Origin of the sequence: Epilithonimonas zeae (assembly GCF_900141765.1) — a bacterium.
Taxonomy (GTDB): Bacteria; Bacteroidota; Bacteroidia; order Flavobacteriales; family Weeksellaceae; genus Epilithonimonas; species Epilithonimonas zeae.
On sequence record NZ_FSRK01000003.1, the window covers coordinates 350,538 to 367,976 of the forward strand.

The following is a 17,439-nucleotide window of genomic DNA, read 5'->3' on the forward strand; positions in this document are numbered from 1 at the left end:
TCAAAAATCGTGCTAAACTTATTGTTTTTAAAAAATATTTTTCTAACTTCGTAAAGTTGACATTAATCGACAAACACGAAAATTATGCTAAAGCAAAATCTACAAATGCGACTTGGGCAAAAATTGGCCCCTCAACAGATCCAGTTGATGAAGTTGATCCAGCTTCATACGTTAGAATTTGAAGAAGAACTGGAAAGAGAATTGGAAGAAAATCCTGCTTTGGAAAAAGTTAACGAAGAGGAAAGCAAAGAAGACGACTACACAGCCGCTGAAGAAGAATCTTACGAAAACGAAGGTACAGAAAGCATCGATACGGATTTTGACGTCAACGAATATCTATACGACGATGAACCAAATTACAAAACCGCAAGCAGTAATTACTCTGCCGACGATGAAGAATTTGACAATCAATCGTTATTAACAGAGGGACAGTCACTTTACGACTATTTGTTGGAACAGATCAGACTTTCCAACGTAGACGACGAAGATCTAAAAATAGCAGAATATGTCATTGGAAACCTTGACACAGATGGCTATCTCAGAAGAGACGTAAAATCCATAGTAGATGACCTGGCTTTTTCTCAGGGAATTTATACCACTCAGGAAAAAGTAACCGACATTTTGGAAAACTATGTTCAAAAACTCGACCCGCCAGGTGTTGGAGCAAGAGATTTAAGAGAATGTCTTCTTTTACAGATTGAGAAAAAAGTAAGCTCTGATTCTGCAGTGATTTTGGCGGGAAACATTTTGAGAAATCAATTTGATGCTTTGGCAAATAAGCATTACAACAAGATTCTTCAGAAATATGACATTGAAGAAGAAGATTTGAAAGAAGCTTTGGACGAAATTTCCAGATTATCTCCGAAAGTTGGTGGAAACTTTGATACGCAGACTATTACAATTAATCAAGAAATTATTCCTGATTTTGTAATTCAGGTTAAGGATAACCAAGTCATTCCAACATTAAACAACAAAAATGCACCATCTCTTCGTGTTTCTGACGAGTATAAAGAGATACTCACAACTTATTCTCACGACAAAAAATCTGCAGAACACAAGCAGGCCGCACTATTCATCAAACAGAAATTAGATGCCGCAAAATGGTACATTGATGCGATCAATCAAAGACAAAACACTTTATTGCAAACCATTACAGCGATTGTGAAGCTTCAAAAAGAGTATTTTCTGACTGGTGATGAGAAGAATATCAAACCGATGATTCTTAAAGATGTTGCGGATATTACAGGATTCGATATTTCTACAATTTCCAGAGTTGTAAAAAGTAAATACGCTGACACACCAAACGGAATTGTGTATTTAAAAAATCTTTTCTCCGACTCATTAACGAATGATGAAGGAGAGGAGGTTTCGACCAAGGAAATCAAAATGCACCTCCAAGAAGCAATTGATAAAGAAAACAAAAGAAAACCCTACACAGACGACGCTCTCGTGGGAATACTGAAAGAAAAAGGTTACAATATCGCAAGAAGAACGATTGCAAAATACCGTGAACAATTGAACATCCCAGTCGCAAGATTGAGAAAAGAATTATAAAACAGAACCTCGGAATTATTTTTCGAGGTTTTTTATTGATATTTAAGATAGAATAATTATTAAAGTTGAAATATTGTTAACATTCCATTAAAGTTATTTAGAAAGATTACAAACTGTATTTTTCTGACATTTCTCAATGTTATGTGATTCAACTATTTTCTAAATTTGTGAAAATTCAAAACAACAATAGAATTATGGCAGGGATTACGTCTTCTATAGGCAGAAAATATGCTATGGCACTTTCAGCAATGTTCTTGCTGATTTTTTTGGTGATGCACTTATCCACCAATATGATTTCCATCTTTAGCGAAGACAGTTTCAACGCTGCTTCTCATTTTATGGGATACAATCCTGCGGTTCAGTTTCTGATGCAGCCCATCTTGATTTTTGCAGTTGTTTTCCATTTTGTAATGGGATTCGTTCTGGAAATCAGAAACAACAATGCAAGACCAGTGAAATATGCAATGAACCAAGGTTCTGCAAATTCTACTTGGATGTCCAGAAATATGTTAATTTCAGGTGCTGTGATTTTAGCATTTTTAGCTTTGCACTTTTACGATTTTTGGATTCCGGAAATCAGTTATAAGTATATCCAAGGAAACAATCCTGATGAGTTGAGATATTGGGAAGAGCTGCACCACAAGTTCCACGATGTATGGAGAGTTGCTCTTTATGTTATTGCATTTGTATTGTTAGGTCTACACTTGGCACACGGATTCCAGTCTTCTTTCCAATCTGTTGGAGCAAGACATCCAAAGTACACACCTTTTATCAAAGCTTTCGGAAACTGGTATTCTGTTATCATTCCGGTAGGTTTCATCATCATCGCAATTTATCACTTCGTTACTCAATAATAAAAAGTAAATTATGAGTTTAGATTCAAAAATTCCTCACGGTCCACTTAAGGACAAATGGAAAAATCATAAAGATCATATGAACTTGGTTGCTCCAAACAACCGAGACAAAATAGATATTATCATTGTTGGGACAGGATTAGCTGGTGGTTCTGCTGCTGCTACTCTTGCTGAACAAGGTTACAACGTAAAAGCTTTCTGCTATCAGGATTCTCCAAGAAGAGCGCACTCTATTGCAGCTCAAGGTGGTATTAATGCTGCGAAGAATTATCAAGGAGACGGAGATTCAACTTACAGATTGTTCTACGACACTATCAAAGGTGGAGATTACCGTGCAAGAGAAGCTAACGTTTACAGATTAGCAGAAGTTTCTGCCAATATCATTGACCAATGTGTTGCGCAAGGTGTTCCTTTTGGTAGAGAATACGGCGGACAATTGGATAACCGTTCATTTGGTGGCGTTCAGGTAAAAAGAACATTCTACGCAAAAGGACAAACGGGACAACAGTTATTATTAGGAGCTTATTCTGCAATGAGCCGTCAAATCGGTAAAGGTAGAATCCAGATGTTCAACCGTCACGAGATGCTTGACCTAGTCATTGTTGATGGAAAAGCAAGAGGAATTATCGCAAGAAACTTGGTTACTGGAGAAATCGAAAAACATTCTGCTCACGCGGTAGTAATTGCTTCTGGAGGATACGGAAATGTTTATTTCCTTTCTACCAATGCAATGGGATCCAACGTTTCTGCAGCATGGAAAATTCATAAAAAGGGAGCTTATTTTGCAAACCCTTGTTATGTTCAGATTCACCCGACTTGTATTCCGGTTCACGGAACTCAGCAGTCTAAGTTGACTCTAATGTCAGAATCTCTTAGAAACTCAGGAAGAATCTGGGTTCCTAAGAAAATTGAAGATTCTGTCGCAATCCGTGAAGGAAAACTGAGACCAGAAAATATCAAAGAAGAAGACAGAGATTACTATCTTGAAAGAAGATATCCTGCGTTTGGAAACTTGGTTCCTAGAGACGTTGCTTCCAGAGCTGGAAAAGAAAGATGTGACGCAGGTTACGGAATCGAAAATAATGACACGAAAGAAGGTGTTTACCTGGATTTCTCTACAGAAATTATGAAAAAAGGTAAAGAAGCCGCTATTGAAAAACATATTCATAATCCAACGGAACAGCAGATCTATGATCTTGGTAAAAAATGGATTGAGGAGAAATACGGTAACTTATTCGTAATGTATGAGAAGATTACTGCTGATGACCCTTACAAGACGCCAATGAAGATTTATCCAGCGGTTCACTACACAATGGGTGGTGTTTGGGTTGATTATAACTTGCAATCTACAATCCCTGGATGTTTCGTAATTGGAGAAGCCAACTTCTCAGACCACGGAGCCAACAGATTGGGAGCTTCTGCTTTAATGCAAGGTTTAGCAGACGGATATTTCGTTTTACCTTACACGATTGCAGATTATCTTTCTGCAGATATCAGAACCGGAAAAATCCCTACAGATACTCCGGAATTTAACAATGCTGAAAAAGAAATTAAAGATAAAATTAATTTCTTCTTAACTAATAAAGGGACGCATACTGTTGACCATTTCCACAAACAACTTGGACATATTATGTGGAACAAAGTGGGTATGGGAAGAACGCCGGAAGGCTTGAGAGAAGCAATCAAAGAAATCGAAGAAGTTAGAAATAATTTCTGGAAAGACGTGAGAGTTCCTGGCGAGGCTGATAACCTGAATCCTGAATTGGAGAAAGCATTCAGAGTGGCAGATTTCTTAGAGTTAGGACAATTGATGGCTATCGATGCACTGAACAGAAATGAATCTTGTGGAGGTCATTTCCGTGAAGACCATTCTACGCCGGAAGGAGAAGCAGAACGTGATGACGTGAATTACAAATATGTTGCCGCTTGGGAATATAAAGGTATGGACATCAATCAATCTGTGGTTCACAAGGAAGATTTGGTGTACGAAAACATCGAAGTTAAAGCAAGAAGTTACAAATAATCTCCATTCAAAAATATATAAAAATGAGTGCAAAAAAAGGCTTAAATCTTACGCTGAAAATTTGGAGACAAAAAAATAATAAGTCGAAGGGACAATTCGATACCTATAAAATTTCTGATGTTTCTACAGATTCTTCATTCTTAGAAATGTTGGATATCCTGAACGAGCAGTTAATCAATGAGGGAAAAGACCCAGTGGCTTTTGACCACGATTGCCGTGAAGGAATCTGCGGAATGTGTTCACTTTACATCAATGGTAGAGCGCACGGTCCGGATACAGGAATCACAACTTGTCAGTTACATATGCGTCATTTCAAAGATGGCGAAACGATTCACATAGAACCTTGGAGAAGTGCTGCTTTTCCGGTAATCAAAGATTTGGTTGTTGATAGAAGTGCTTTCGACAGAGTGATGGCTGCAGGTGGATTCGTATCTGTGAATACTTCCGGAAACACTTTGGATGCCAACGCAATTCCGGTTCCGAAAGAAGATGCAGACAAAGCGATGGACGCTGCAGCGTGTATTGGTTGCGGTGCTTGTGTGGCTTCTTGTAAAAATGGTTCTGCAATGTTATTTGTAGGTGCAAAAGTATCTCAGTTCGCATTGTTACCACAAGGTCGTGTAGAAGCGAAAAGAAGAGTTCTGAATATGGTAAAAGCAATGGACGAAGAAGGCTTCGGAAATTGTTCCAATACTGGAGCTTGTGAGGTAGAATGTCCGAAAGGAATTTCTCTGGAAAACATCGCAAGAATGAACAGAGAATATGCTTCAGCAAACCTTTCTACAGCTAATTCTTAATAGATATTAGATTTTAGAAGTCAGATTTTAGATTTCTTACAAAATATAAAACCGATTGAAGCTTCAATCGGTTTTTTTTATGTTGATGGAGCGACAAAGTCGCGAAATGTTGGTAGAATTTAAATGATATAGATTAGAGGTGCAAGGCACCAACATATTTATTTTATTAAATTACAAATCAAAAACACTTGGTCGTTTGGTCACGATGCAGTCTTTTACCCAAAGCATAAAACCCATTCCAAGATAAAAAAGAAAGAAAATTCCCGCCGTCGCAAATGTTGAATAGATGAAGAAAACGCGCAGTTTTGAAACAGGAATTCCCAGTTTGGTGCCGTATCTCGTCAAAACGCCAAACCATTCTCTTTCCATTTTGTGGCGCAAACCGTTGATAACTTTAGGCTCTTTCATTTTCTTTAATCTAATTAATCATCTGTCTTCAGCAACTGAAAACCGACACTGCAATTTAAGCATTTTTTATGATTGCAGAATAGTTTGTATTGATAAAGAAAGGCCTGTGTTTGTAACGCATTTTCGAATTTCATTCCTAATTGTTTCCACTCATCCAAAACCGAATTTTTCTCCGCTTTCATCTTTTTGTAGAAGTCAAAAATATCATCTACTATTTCCGGATTATGGTTTTTGTGATAAAAATATTTCAAAGGCAGAATTGTATTGATAATAATCAAATCGATAAAATCCTGACTGAGATATTTCTTTCCTTCAACTGTCGAGATTTTTCCAAAATTAAAACGATTATCCCAATATTCAGAAGCTTTGACATTTCCGAAAATCTTGTACAAATCATCAATCGTTTTTGCTTCCATCAACTTAGAAAAAAGATTGGGCTGGGTATGATAAAGATTGGCTAATTGTGACAATCGGATGGTTGGAAAATTAGGTGGACGAAGCTTGGAAAATTTGGGATGAATCCTAACATCTGACAAATTAAATTTTACCTTTAAAAAATCAAATTCCCGTTTCCAGATTTGCATTATTTCGTCTGAAGGAGCATCCAAAAATCCACAAATTCCGAAAAACAAAGCTTCTAAATGGATATCATTCTGCTTGATTTTTTGAATAACAGCAAAATCAAGACTTTCCGCCATTTGAAGAAAGATTTCTGCGTTCACTTTCAATCCGAAGGTGTAAACCAGATTTTGAAACAAAACTGCTTCGTAATTATTTTGATTTTTGTTAAGTGATTCTTGGAAGATTTGAGATTTGGCTTCTAACTTTTTTAGTAAAACAGTTTCTTCAAAAAATAACGGAATTTTGTTCTCATCAAACAATTCTTCACAAGCGATGAAAGAATGTTCGGCTTTCAGATTCTGATGTTTCTGAATCAGCTCTTCATCAATATAATTCTTGAGTTCAAGTGTTGGAATATTTTGTTTTTCTAATTCAGGAATGTCGCAGTCATTAATATAAACAGCGTGAAGAATCAAGTTTCCAAACTCAGGATTGCCGGAATGATTGTGAAAAAACCAATCGGAAGCTTTGGTGTGAATCTCGATATTTCCAGCAAAAATGATGTTGTCAATTTTAATTTTGGCAAAGAGAAAATCCGGTCCAGAATTCTTATTCCACTTTCCGAAATCTGAAATTTCGATCACTTTTCCATCCGTTGAGACGAAATCGAAGCTCCGAAATTTTTTATAATTCCAAATATACTGTAATATTTCTTCGTTCATTTGTGTGTTGATTTCCGTTAAACAAAAACCTTCCGAGGAAAAAACTCCGGAAGGTTAAGTTACAGAAATATTTTAAAATGTAGCGTAGTTCTACCAGAGAATTGTACGCAGCCCGACTTGAGCGGAAATCCTTTTTACGCAACGTAGTGGAGTGAAAAGATTGGGAGCGGAAGGCGGATTAAGCTGCCCAAATTAAATTTACTTTTTATAAAGCGGCGTCCGTTTCGCTAGATAATCTAAAGTGGTTTTGTACGCATCTTCGTATGGCCAAAACGAATTATGATTCTGCGTAAACAGATTGTCGCCATTCACAGAAAAAATGTTCATCGTGATGCTGGTGTTATAATTCTGATACGTTGTGGAAGAAGAAGAGCCTGTGGAATTGACTTTGGCACCATTATTTTTCTGCGAAACATTGGTATTGGAACTGCCGTAGTTGGACGTATAGGTGTTGGTTTTCTCAATAGAAACCATTCCGCTGATGACGTATTCTACATTTAGGATGTGTGCAATCTCACCCATTGTGTAGCCTTGCAAATTGCTTTCATTGATGCCTGCTTTGTACAGAAGCGCGTTAGTTTCCGTCGGGTCTTGGAATTTAAGGTTTTGTTTTTTGGAATTGAAAATCGTGTACGTTTCCTGTTGGATTTTTTTAGTCATCGTTTCGTTACTTTTTTCTTGGTCTCTCACATAGCTGAAAGGTAAAATCGCGACTTTGTTCTGGTAATCTTTAGATTGAGAAGTATTCGGAGTTGTAGCAGTCGAATTAAGATACTCGATGCGGCCGGAAGAAAACGTAATTTTGGAAATGTCTTTTTTGTTAAGTGTGTACTCAAGAGTCTCGTTTTGATGTATAAATTGAAGATCATTCGGATTGTACTTGACGACTTTTCCACGGAGTTCTCTACCATCGGTCATTGTAACAGTGTCGGTCTGGGAATATGCCAGAAAACCAATGAACAAAAAAAATAGGGCAAGAAAATGTTTTTTAATACTCATAATGTTGTGCTTTTGATGATTATATAAATTATTAGAAATATTTTTCTCTAATTTATAAAATAATTTTTAACAAAACATGAGTGTTCAAATAATTATACATTAAATACTTCCCTAAAAACACTTCGACTCCTTTCATTGTGACAACTCTAATACTAAATATTTAATTTTAAAGTGTCAGTCTGAAAGGAGTCGAAAATTTTGTATAAGTTGAAAAGTTAATATTCTATCAAACTTCTTTATATTTTGCCTCTTCAAATTTCGCAATGGTGGTTTCGTACATATCAATATAAATCGGAAGAATATTTTTCAAATCAAAATGAACTGCCTGCGCTTTTGCATTCTTTTTCATTTCTTCGAGAAGATTCTCATCACTCAACAATTTGATACAGTAATTGGACATCGCTTCTACGTTCCCTGTTTCTGCCAAAAATCCTGTTTCGCCCTGAATATTAACTTCCGGAATCCCACCTGCATTACTGCTGATAACCGGTGTTCTCGCAGCCATTGCTTCCAAAGCCGCCAAACCAAAACTTTCCTGCTCAGAAGGTAAAAGGAAAACATCAGACAACTGGAGAATTCTATACAAATCGTTGACTTTCCCGAGTAATTTGATTTCGCCAATCAGTTCCGGATTATTTTCCATAAATTCAGAGATCTTCTCCATTTCCGGACCTTCACCAATGATAATTAATTTCGATTTCACTTTCTTGTTGACGTTTTTGAAAATTTCTAATACATCCTGAATTCGCTTAACCGGACGAAGATTGGAAACGTGAATAAGAATTTTCTCATCATCACTCGCAAATTGTTCTCTCTGACAAGTTTTGCAATCATCAAAAACAGAATTATCAATAAAGTTCGTAATCACTTGAATTTCTTTCTGAATATTGAAGAACTGCAAGGTATCTTTTTTCAGACTTTCGGATACCGAAGTAATTGTATCGCTCTGATTGATAGAAAATTCGACAGCGTGTTTGTAACTTGGATGCTGACCTACTAAAGTAATATCTGTCCCGTGAAGTGTCGTCACCAAAGGCACATCTTTGTGTTCTGCCTTCAACATTTGCTTAGCTGTAAAAGCCGCATAAGCATAAGGAATCGCATAATGGGCGTGCAGAATATCCAATTTATAAAGATTCACAACTCGATAAATCATCGATGACAATGCGATATCATAAGGCTGATACTGGAACAATGGATAGGTCTGAACGTTCACTTTATGGAAAAATATATTCGGATTGGTAACGTCCAATCGTGCTGGCAAAGCCGAACTGATGAAATGAACTTCAAAGCCCTTATCGGCTAAACTCATTCCTAATTCTGTTGCCACAATTCCGCTTCCGCCGTAAGTTGGATAGCAAAGTATTCCTATTTTCATTTCTTTTTGTACAATGTATTATGTAAAAAGTATAAAGACTTTTTTGCTTTTTTAAAGCGTAACAAATTTACTCAATTACAGTCTTAGAATTTTTTGTTTCTAAGCTATTTTTTCTATCAGTTTGATTGGCTGGATTTTTAGCTTCAATATCCATTCCCATTCCGAATTTTAAATTATCATTCACCAAAACCGGCAATCTTCCCCAGATTTTTGTCTGTCCCAAAATTCCATTTGCTGTTGCTTTCATAGAATCGTCGTTATTTTCATAAGAAACCAAAACTGTGGAAACTTTAGAAATATCAACATCTTTTAAAGCATAGGGACTTCCAAATACATTCAAAATCACATTTTGGTTTTTACTTAGCTCTGATAAAACGTTCTTGCTCGCATCAGAAATTTTGTACGGTTTGTAAGCTGTGGAATTATCTTTATGGAAACCAACAATCACTTTTGAATTGGCTGGAATTGTATTGATTTCTGAAGCTTTTTTAAGAATAATCGTTGTTCCTGTATTTAGTTGATTTAAAAAAGTTTCATAAGGTGCTTCTTCTAATGGAACATAGTAGTAAGTTTCTTTGCAATCGAGAGGCAACATTTTTTTATCATCCTTAATTAATGTCAAAGCGTTGGAATACATTTTTTGAACGATTTCGGAATGTGATGCATTGTTCAAATCTTCATTAACATTTTCTGGATTGATATTGTTGTATTGATTTAAACCTAAATAATACTTCGTCAAAAGAATTTTCTTAACACTCTCTTCTACTCTGTTTTGGGAAATTTCTCCTTTATCAATCGCTTGCTGAATCAGTTTTTTTCCCGTTGCAACATCTTGTGAAAACAGCATAATATCATTCCCAGCTTTGAAAGCCAATGCATCCAATTCCCCTGCTTTGAATCTGTTCGCAACTGCACCCATATTAAGTGCATCAGTGATAATCAACCCTTTGTAACCTAATCTTTCTTTCAAAACGCCAGTCACTATTTTTTTAGAAACCGAAGCTGGAATTCCCTTTTCATTTTCCAAAGTCGGAACATATAGATGCGCAACCATAACGCCACCAATTCCTTTATTCATCAAGGCTTTGAAAGGTGCAATTTCCGTTTTCTCTAATCTTTCCAAATTGTGAGAAACGACAGGCAAATCCAAATGTGAATCTGTATCTGTATCACCGTGTCCAGGGAAGTGTTTAATTGCTGCAAGGATTTTGTTATTCTGCAAACCATTGGAATAAGCCAGAGCAGAATTCACCACATTATTGACATCGGAACCGAAACTGCGGTTGCCAATAATTGGATTATTCGGGTTGGTGTTGACATCCACAACTGGCGCAAAATCCCAATTGATGCCCATTCTTTTGCAATCTTCAGCAATCTTCGCAGACATCTCGTAAATCAAATTTTTATCTTGAATGGCGCCTAAAGTGATTGCCCAAGGATATTTGTGTGCTTTTGCTATTCTCTGAAACAACCCCCATTCTGCATCCATCCCGATCATCAATGGTACTTTTGATTTCGCTTGAAATTCATTAACCAGATTGATTTCTCTCGCGGCATCATCCTGCATCAGAATCAAACCACCGATTTTATCATTAATAACAATATTTCTAATTTGGCTGATGTGTGCTTCATCTTTATTGGTATAAAGTGCTACAATGAACAATTGTCCCAACTTCTCATCTTGCGAAAGTGAATTGTAAGTTTTGTTAACCCAATCATTCGCTTTTTTGATTTCCGAATTGGAAATATTTTTCGGCTGGTACTGAGTGAAATAAAATTGCGAAATAAAAGTTATTATAAGAAGACTTAACCTTTTCATATTTTGAAAATCTAAAATTCAGAAAGTTTCCATAAAGATATTAATTCCACGGAAAAAAGCTATTTTTATGGTCTGTAATTTGTAATTAAAATTTTAACGTAAAATATTTATACCTATGAAAAAGTTTTTGCCCCTTTTATTATTGCTAGTTGGTAGCTTATTCATCTTCAGTTGTAAGGATGATGATGATGATTATGTACCAGTGGAAGTCGATTATCCTGCAGTGTATGATTTGAGAAATGTTAATTTTTCATATAATGCAACGGATGGTTGGCATTATGGACAGAATTTCAATAATCCTATGCTAGATCAAGACTATGTGATCATCTTCAGACAAGCTGGAACAACCGGTAACTCTCCTGTATGGCAACAAATACCTAGAACCCTTTACTTGAATGAAGGAGAATTAGATTATGATTTTGATTTTTCTAAAAATGATTTTATGATATATGCCGGAGGAACTTATGATATCAGTACTACACCACAGTATTTAAATAATCAAACATTTAGAGTTGTGTTAGTTCCTGCTGTTTACGGAAAAAATGCAAATTCAGAAGATTTGAAGAAAATGTCTTACGAAGAAGTTATCGCAAAATATAAAATCGATGACAGCAAAGTTGGAACATTATAATCCGAACTTCACAAATAAGTTTAAAACCACAGAATCTGTGGTTTTTTTTATGATTGAAAATAAATAATACTAAATTAGTATGAATTGGAATTTTTATTGCTAAATTTGTTTTCCATTAATCATAAAATATTAAAAATATGTCTATAAAACTTGGCGACACCGCTCCGGATTTTGATGCAGAAAGCAGTTTAGGAAATCTAAATTTTTACGAATACCTCGGAGATTCTTGGGGGATTTTATTTTCTCACCCTGCAGATTACACTCCCGTTTGTACAACAGAACTGGGAAAAACATCACAATTGAAACCAGAATTTGATAAAAGAAATACAAAAGTTCTGGCATTAAGCGTTGACGGAATTGAAAATCATAAAGGTTGGATTTCTGATATCAATGAAACTCAGAATACAGAAGTAGAATTCCCGATCATTGCCGATCAGGACAAGAAAGTTTCAGAATTATATGATTTCATTCATCCGAACGCAAGCGCCACTTTAACCGTGAGATCTTTACTGATTATTGATCCTAATAAAAAGGTAAGATTAATTATCACTTATCCAGCTTCAACGGGAAGAAATTTCACAGAAATCCTTAGAGTTTTGGATTCTTTGCAGTTGGTAGATGGTTATGGTGTAGCAACGCCGGTGGATTGGAAAGACGGTGATGATGTGATTATTCCGCCAGCGGTTTCTCAGGAAGATGCCGAAAAGAAATTCCCAAAAGGCGTAAAAGTGGTGAGACCTTATTTGCGCTTCACGCCTCAACCTAATAAATAATTCAAATCTTTCAAAAACCAAAAAGCTCAGAAATTGATTCTGAGCTTTTTGATTTTTATTTGTAAGATTAAATTTTAATTAGTTGCGGTAAAGATTTCATTAGAAAACTCTCCGTTGCTTTTCGGCATTTCTATCACGATATTTCCGTTTTCGTAATAGCCAATTGTAGATTCGCCAGAACCAAGCTTCACTCTGTAAACATCCTTTTTTGCTGTCGATTTGAAGGTAGCAAAGGGAACAGAACTATTGCCATCGACCAAAATAAACTGCGTGTCGTCGATTTTTATTTTTTGTAAAGTTGTTTTACCATTGGTATATCTCAAAGCAGTAGATACTTGCGTGGAAGTTTCTTTTGAGTTTGATTCGGAAGAGACTTTGTCGACTTCAGAAGACTTTGATTCAACAACTTGTTCTACAGTAACTTTAGGATTGGAAACAGGAATTTTGACCAAAGTCTGTCTCAATGCATCCTGATAACCTGGCTCAAACTCTTTTATTGTACTACTTCCCTTTTCAGACAAAATTACTTTATTACTACAATCTTTAAATTGTAAAATCACCTTGTTTCTGAACATACTTTTATCGTCTAACATTTCTGCAGTCAGAATTTTGCAAGGATTCATGAGCGCGTCATTAGGCCAATTGGATTTAGAATCTGTAAGAACCTGATATTTCTTCGCTTTCAAAGAATTTTTGAGGATCATATCCAAACCGTAGGACTTACTGTTTTTAAAATTAGCCAGCTCATCAGGGATTACCACATATTTGTAATCCGATACGATTTGAGCTTTGGCTGATATTAATAAGAAAATGGAGAATAAAATTGAGATTCTTTTCATTGTCTAGAAAATTTAATTTTTAATGAATTTTTGAGAATATAAAATTCCATCTTTTGATTTAATTTCAATGACGTACAGACCCTTATTGATTTTAGAGACATCGATGGTCTGATTTTCCTGAGTATATTTCCCAGATGAAACAATGTTTCCAGCCATATTATAGATTTTATAAGACTCAGGATTATAATCTTTATCATATTTGACTTTGATAAACTCCGAAGCAGGGTTAGGATATAATAGAAGTTTAATTTTCTGAACCGAGTTGTCTGCTTCTTTAATATTCAAATAAACGGGGAGTTCTGAAGTGACCTGGTAATACTCTAGACCAGACTTTTTGGTGACAGCGGTAAAAAGCAGTTTGTTCTCATCTACAAATAGATCACCTAAAAATTCATTTTTATCAATATTAAATGCATCTTCATTGCTAACATTTATTGTTAATGATACATTTTCCGTAGCCTTGCCATTGGTTCTCCAAAGTTTATTGTCATTGGTTTTGGTGAAATATACATAGTTATTGATACATTTCAAATCTTTGATGAAATTATCTTCTCCAGATTGATTTTCAACTTTATGAACCAATTCTGTTTGACTATAGTCATTAGTTTTCCAAAGCGCATAGATTTTGTCATAAGTTCCATCATAATAGCTGGAATAACGGTTTCCCGAGCCTATAAAAAGATTGTCTCCACAAGTCAACATTTTGTTCTGACTGCGGAAATAATCGCTATTGTTACCTGCTTGATAAATATTTTTGATATTTTCCGGCGTTCCATCGGTCTGATATATTGCGCCAGAAGTAGTGTAATAAAACTTATTTTTGAATTCGACACCTACATTATTAATGGCATCAGGATAAAAATAAGGTGTATAATGATTTTTCAACAATGTTGTACCAGATTGAGTTCCGTCAGAAATATATAAGCTGGAATTATAGAAAGAGCCATTGGAAAAGCTGCCTTTTGATATCAAAATTTTACCATTCAAAGCGCCCAGCAGTTTTGGATCACCATCGTTACTGTTTTCATCTAAAAAGCTGATGACACTTTTGGTGTTTTCCGGCGTTCCATCTGTACGCCAAATAGTTCTAATGCTGTTATCCTTGCCTATAAAATAAAGATAACCACCTGTTATAACTGTTTGAGAATCCAAATTATACAGCCCACCATTTTCGTCGGTAGAAATATCTTTCAGAAGCTCAATCTCAGTCGCACCTTTTTTGATTCTGAAAAGTTCTGTACCAATTCTACTGTCGTAAGCAGAAAATATGAGATATTCATCATTGAGATTTTCGAATATTCTACCAATATCATACAAAGTATTACCGACATACTTTACAAAAATAGTATTTTCAAATGTTCCGTCTGTTTTGGCGAAAAGTGAATAATTGTTATTATTGATGCCAACATTGTATGTTCCTTTCTGATAGATGTCATTGCCTAACTTTATCAACCCTGAATTAGAAAGGGAAGCCATCTCACCATTCCACTCGTGTTTCAAATTGTTAAGAATGGTTTTTTCCCCAGTTTCAGGATTAATCTTAAAAAATTGATTTCCATAGAGACCATTATTAGCCACGATGATTAATCCGCTAGAATTCCTGATAAAACCATTGGGATTACTGCTCTGCGTGGTATTAGAATCTGCCAGAAGCGATATTTCTCTCGTTTGTTTATTAACTTTGAATAACTCTGCGCCATTTTCTGGTGTAGATGCCGTCAAATAAAGAAAATCATTGCCGTCGATAAAATTACTTGCTTCATCTGTATAAATAGTTGGCGTTGCATTGGGAATTCGAAACAGTCCCTTTTCATCATTGTAAAGCCAGAAATTGCTTCCATTATTAGCTCTTGTCAAAATCAATTCCTGATAATTGGAAGAGGATTTATAAAGCAAAGGTCTGTCTAATTCGGGATCGGTAATTGGGATTTGTCTGGTTCCATCAGTTGTTCCATCAGTCTCCCATATTTGGTAATTCCCAGAATTATTGATAACATCAAAAGCAACTTTATTTCGATACCTAACGACCTTTGAATTGATGCCTACACTTCCCCAAACACCAGGAACGACATCTTTTATTAATTTTGTTCCATCAACTGTCCCATCGCTTACCCACGGCTCTGCTCCAAACGCAGAATCGGTTCCTCCAAAAACAAAACTATTTCCAAGCGAATATCCTTGCATAAAATTACCTCGTACTTTGTTGGTAAATTTTTTTGTACCAGCAGTGGTTCCGTCAGATTCCCAAACTGCTGACTCCGTATCATATGCGAAAAAATAAAACTTGTTGTTAAAATCAACAATATCAAAATCATTCCCAATTGCACTGCCTGTGTTTGAAATCTTCTTCAAAAGAAAAGTACCATCTGTAGTTCCATCAGAAATCCAGACTTGTTTTCCATTAATTCCATCGTCTATAGCTGTTACTACTTTGTTTCCAAAAACTCTCAGATTCACGGATCCGCTCGTATACGATCCGAAAGTCTTTAGCTTTTTAGTTCCTGCGTTAGTACCGTCACTTATCCACAATTGATAATTGATCAAGAAATAAATTTTATTTCCTGCTAAAACTACATCTTGGAAAAAAGATAAATCAGATGGAAAAGGAAAAACATATTGAGTTCCTGCTTCAGTACCATCAGTTGAAAACAGCCAATAGTTAGAAAAGTTGGATCTCGCTAAAAAGAATACTTTATCGTTTAAAATATTGAAGTGTGGATTATTATCAATCCCACTATTACTGAATGGAAAAATATCTTTTACCAACTTAGACTTACCTGTTCCGAAATCGTAATCCCAAAGTTCTCTCCCTGTATCGCCACCTTCTGCAGTGAAAATCAGTTGATTTTTATATCTCAAAGTGTAATAAGGCGTGCTGGAACCTTGAAAGTTAATTTCATTAAGTTTAGCAGTGATATTTTGTGCCTGAAAAAATGATATTAGAAATAAAGATATTAAAAGTAAAGTTCTTGTCATAGGATTTTGTTTTTATTAATTTCTGAAACCTTGCATATCCAATTTCAAAGAAAAGAAATTAGAATAAAAATTGGAACCACCAATTCCTGAGTTTGTGATGGCGTAATCTAATGTTAAGCCTTTATATTTAATTCCAATACCTGCACTGGGTTGGAAGGAAACTTTTCTTTTCAAATCTTCGATATCGGTAATCGATTGAAATCTATTGAGACCTAAACGTACGAATATCATATCCTGGAAAATCAATTCTCCTCCAACGTAAGGTGTGATACTCGCGAAATCTGTGGATACTAGAGCTGCGGTTTTTGCAAAATCAATATTGACTCCTGCTTCCGGTAATAACTTCAAATCTCTATTGAATTCGTAAGTTTTACTGACACCAAGATTCAACTTGGGCATTGTTATTTCCATTTTGTCTGTCGGAGCTGGGTTAAATTCTTCCCCATTCACAACTGCTGACAATTCTTTCTGATTGATTGTCCAGAAATTGACAGTAGTTGTTGCATCTCTCAGCATAAATCCATAATTCCAATCGGTGTCTGTACGATAAACTGCGCCAATATCAAATCCAAAACCATAACCACTTGCAAACTTCCCCACGTTCCTGTAAACGACTTTTGCTGTTGCTCCTACGTCTAATTTTTGATTTCCATTGGGATGAAAAGCGTAAGAAAATAATGCAGCATAATCTGAAGTTGAGAAAGAGCTGATTTTATCATAATCAATATTTCCCTCAGAATCTATTAACTGAGTTGTATTAAGAATATTATCAACCCCTAATCTTACTAATGAAATGGCAAAAACGCCATTTCCGTAATCCAAAGGTTTAGCATAAGCAATGTAATCGTATTTAGCAATGGATTCAAAATATTCTGCGTGCATCGCTGCGACTTGCCAATCGCGGTCAATTTTCATCAGACCAGCCGGATTCCACATCGGAGAATAAACATCATCCTGGTTAGAAATAACAGCGCCACCCATTGCAAGCCCTCTTGCTCCAGCTCCAATATTCAAAAATTCATTAGAATATTTTCTGATGATTTGGGCATCAAAGATTTGTGAAAAAATAATCAGTAAAAAAAATAAAATTCTTTTCATCAAAAGC

General features: G+C 35.6%; 14 protein-coding genes. 6 read left to right on the top strand and 8 right to left on the bottom strand.

Annotated features, from left to right (window positions below; all coding sequences use genetic code 11):
• The first annotated feature begins 84 nt into the window (after nucleotides 1-84).
• The 4 genes from rpoN (at nucleotide 85) to BUR19_RS17875 (ending at nucleotide 5,228) form a co-directional block, all read left to right on the top strand.
• Nucleotides 85-1,554: an RNA polymerase factor sigma-54 gene (rpoN, locus tag BUR19_RS17860; RefSeq protein WP_074236873.1), complete on the top strand. Its 1,470-nt coding sequence runs from the start codon at nucleotides 85-87 to the stop codon at nucleotides 1,552-1,554.
• A 194-nt stretch (nucleotides 1,555-1,748) separates the two neighbouring features.
• Complete coding sequence (locus BUR19_RS17865) at nucleotides 1,749-2,408, top strand: succinate dehydrogenase cytochrome b subunit (protein ID WP_074236874.1); 660 nt, start codon at nucleotides 1,749-1,751, stop codon at nucleotides 2,406-2,408.
• Between the two features lie 10 nt (nucleotides 2,409-2,418).
• A complete protein-coding gene (locus tag BUR19_RS17870; RefSeq protein WP_139297420.1) occupies nucleotides 2,419-4,431 on the top strand; it encodes a fumarate reductase/succinate dehydrogenase flavoprotein subunit in 2,013 nt (670 codons plus the stop codon).
• A 23-nt stretch (nucleotides 4,432-4,454) separates the two neighbouring features.
• On the top strand, nucleotides 4,455-5,228 hold the full coding sequence (locus BUR19_RS17875) for a succinate dehydrogenase/fumarate reductase iron-sulfur subunit (RefSeq protein ID WP_074236876.1): 774 nt from the start codon (nucleotides 4,455-4,457) through the stop codon (nucleotides 5,226-5,228).
• A gap of 171 nt (nucleotides 5,229-5,399) precedes the next feature.
• Here the strand turns inward: BUR19_RS17875 and BUR19_RS17880 are convergent, their stop codons facing one another.
• The 5 genes from BUR19_RS17880 to BUR19_RS17900 all read right to left on the bottom strand — a co-directional run bounded on the left by BUR19_RS17880 (nucleotide 5,400) and on the right by BUR19_RS17900 (nucleotide 11,115).
• Nucleotides 5,400-5,636, bottom strand: coding sequence for a PspC family transcriptional regulator (locus BUR19_RS17880; RefSeq protein ID WP_074236877.1), 237 nt, complete (start codon nucleotides 5,634-5,636; stop codon nucleotides 5,400-5,402).
• Nucleotides 5,637-5,650: 14 nt separating this feature from the next.
• A complete protein-coding gene (locus BUR19_RS17885) occupies nucleotides 5,651-6,919 on the bottom strand; it encodes a DUF2851 family protein (RefSeq protein WP_074236878.1) in 1,269 nt (422 codons plus the stop codon).
• A 198-nt stretch (nucleotides 6,920-7,117) separates the two neighbouring features.
• Nucleotides 7,118-7,918, bottom strand: a complete 801-nt coding sequence (locus BUR19_RS17890; protein WP_074236879.1) for a hypothetical protein — start codon at nucleotides 7,916-7,918, stop codon at nucleotides 7,118-7,120.
• Nucleotides 7,919-8,144: 226 nt separating this feature from the next.
• On the bottom strand, nucleotides 8,145-9,296 hold the full coding sequence (gene bshA, locus BUR19_RS17895; RefSeq protein ID WP_074236880.1) for an N-acetyl-alpha-D-glucosaminyl L-malate synthase BshA: 1,152 nt from the start codon (nucleotides 9,294-9,296) through the stop codon (nucleotides 8,145-8,147).
• 67 nt (nucleotides 9,297-9,363) lie between these two features.
• Nucleotides 9,364-11,115 (bottom strand): glycoside hydrolase family 3 protein, encoded by a 1,752-nt coding sequence (locus BUR19_RS17900; RefSeq protein WP_074236881.1) that lies wholly within the window; start codon nucleotides 11,113-11,115, stop codon nucleotides 9,364-9,366.
• A gap of 127 nt (nucleotides 11,116-11,242) precedes the next feature.
• Here BUR19_RS17900 and BUR19_RS17905 point away from each other — a divergent pair, with 127 nt between their 5' ends.
• Nucleotides 11,243-11,746, top strand: coding sequence for a hypothetical protein (locus BUR19_RS17905; protein WP_139297422.1), 504 nt, complete (start codon nucleotides 11,243-11,245; stop codon nucleotides 11,744-11,746).
• Nucleotides 11,747-11,883: 137 nt separating this feature from the next.
• Nucleotides 11,884-12,519, top strand: coding sequence for a peroxiredoxin (locus tag BUR19_RS17910; protein WP_074236883.1), 636 nt, complete (start codon nucleotides 11,884-11,886; stop codon nucleotides 12,517-12,519).
• A gap of 74 nt (nucleotides 12,520-12,593) precedes the next feature.
• Here BUR19_RS17910 and BUR19_RS17915 read toward each other — a convergent pair whose 3' ends face one another.
• From BUR19_RS17915 to BUR19_RS17925, 3 genes are read right to left on the bottom strand one after another with little or no spacing between them, the layout of a single operon-like run.
• Nucleotides 12,594-13,358, bottom strand: a complete 765-nt coding sequence (locus BUR19_RS17915; RefSeq protein WP_074236884.1) for a hypothetical protein — start codon at nucleotides 13,356-13,358, stop codon at nucleotides 12,594-12,596.
• 12 nt (nucleotides 13,359-13,370) lie between these two features.
• Nucleotides 13,371-16,334, bottom strand: coding sequence for a T9SS type A sorting domain-containing protein (locus BUR19_RS17920; RefSeq protein WP_074236885.1), 2,964 nt, complete (start codon nucleotides 16,332-16,334; stop codon nucleotides 13,371-13,373).
• A 15-nt stretch (nucleotides 16,335-16,349) separates the two neighbouring features.
• Nucleotides 16,350-17,432 (bottom strand): putative type IX sorting system protein PorV2, encoded by a 1,083-nt coding sequence (locus tag BUR19_RS17925; protein ID WP_175565931.1) that lies wholly within the window; start codon nucleotides 17,430-17,432, stop codon nucleotides 16,350-16,352.
• Nucleotides 17,433-17,439 lie beyond the last annotated feature (7 nt).

Coding starts and splice junctions, on each gene's coding strand:
- BUR19_RS17875 (WP_074236876.1), top strand. CDS start 4,455: ATGAGTGCAAAAAAAGGCTTAAATCTTACGCTGAAAATTTGGAGACAA.
- BUR19_RS17925 (WP_175565931.1), bottom strand. CDS start 17,432: ATGAAAAGAATTTTATTTTTTTTACTGATTATTTTTTCACAAATCTTT.
- BUR19_RS17890 (WP_074236879.1), bottom strand. CDS start 7,918: ATGAGTATTAAAAAACATTTTCTTGCCCTATTTTTTTTGTTCATTGGT.
- BUR19_RS17910 (WP_074236883.1), top strand. CDS start 11,884: ATGTCTATAAAACTTGGCGACACCGCTCCGGATTTTGATGCAGAAAGC.
- rpoN (WP_074236873.1), top strand. CDS start 85: ATGCTAAAGCAAAATCTACAAATGCGACTTGGGCAAAAATTGGCCCCT.
- BUR19_RS17915 (WP_074236884.1), bottom strand. CDS start 13,358: ATGAAAAGAATCTCAATTTTATTCTCCATTTTCTTATTAATATCAGCC.
- BUR19_RS17885 (WP_074236878.1), bottom strand. CDS start 6,919: ATGAACGAAGAAATATTACAGTATATTTGGAATTATAAAAAATTTCGG.
- BUR19_RS17880 (WP_074236877.1), bottom strand. CDS start 5,636: ATGAAAGAGCCTAAAGTTATCAACGGTTTGCGCCACAAAATGGAAAGA.
- bshA (WP_074236880.1), bottom strand. CDS start 9,296: ATGAAAATAGGAATACTTTGCTATCCAACTTACGGCGGAAGCGGAATT.
- BUR19_RS17865 (WP_074236874.1), top strand. CDS start 1,749: ATGGCAGGGATTACGTCTTCTATAGGCAGAAAATATGCTATGGCACTT.
- BUR19_RS17920 (WP_074236885.1), bottom strand. CDS start 16,334: ATGACAAGAACTTTACTTTTAATATCTTTATTTCTAATATCATTTTTT.
- BUR19_RS17900 (WP_074236881.1), bottom strand. CDS start 11,115: ATGAAAAGGTTAAGTCTTCTTATAATAACTTTTATTTCGCAATTTTAT.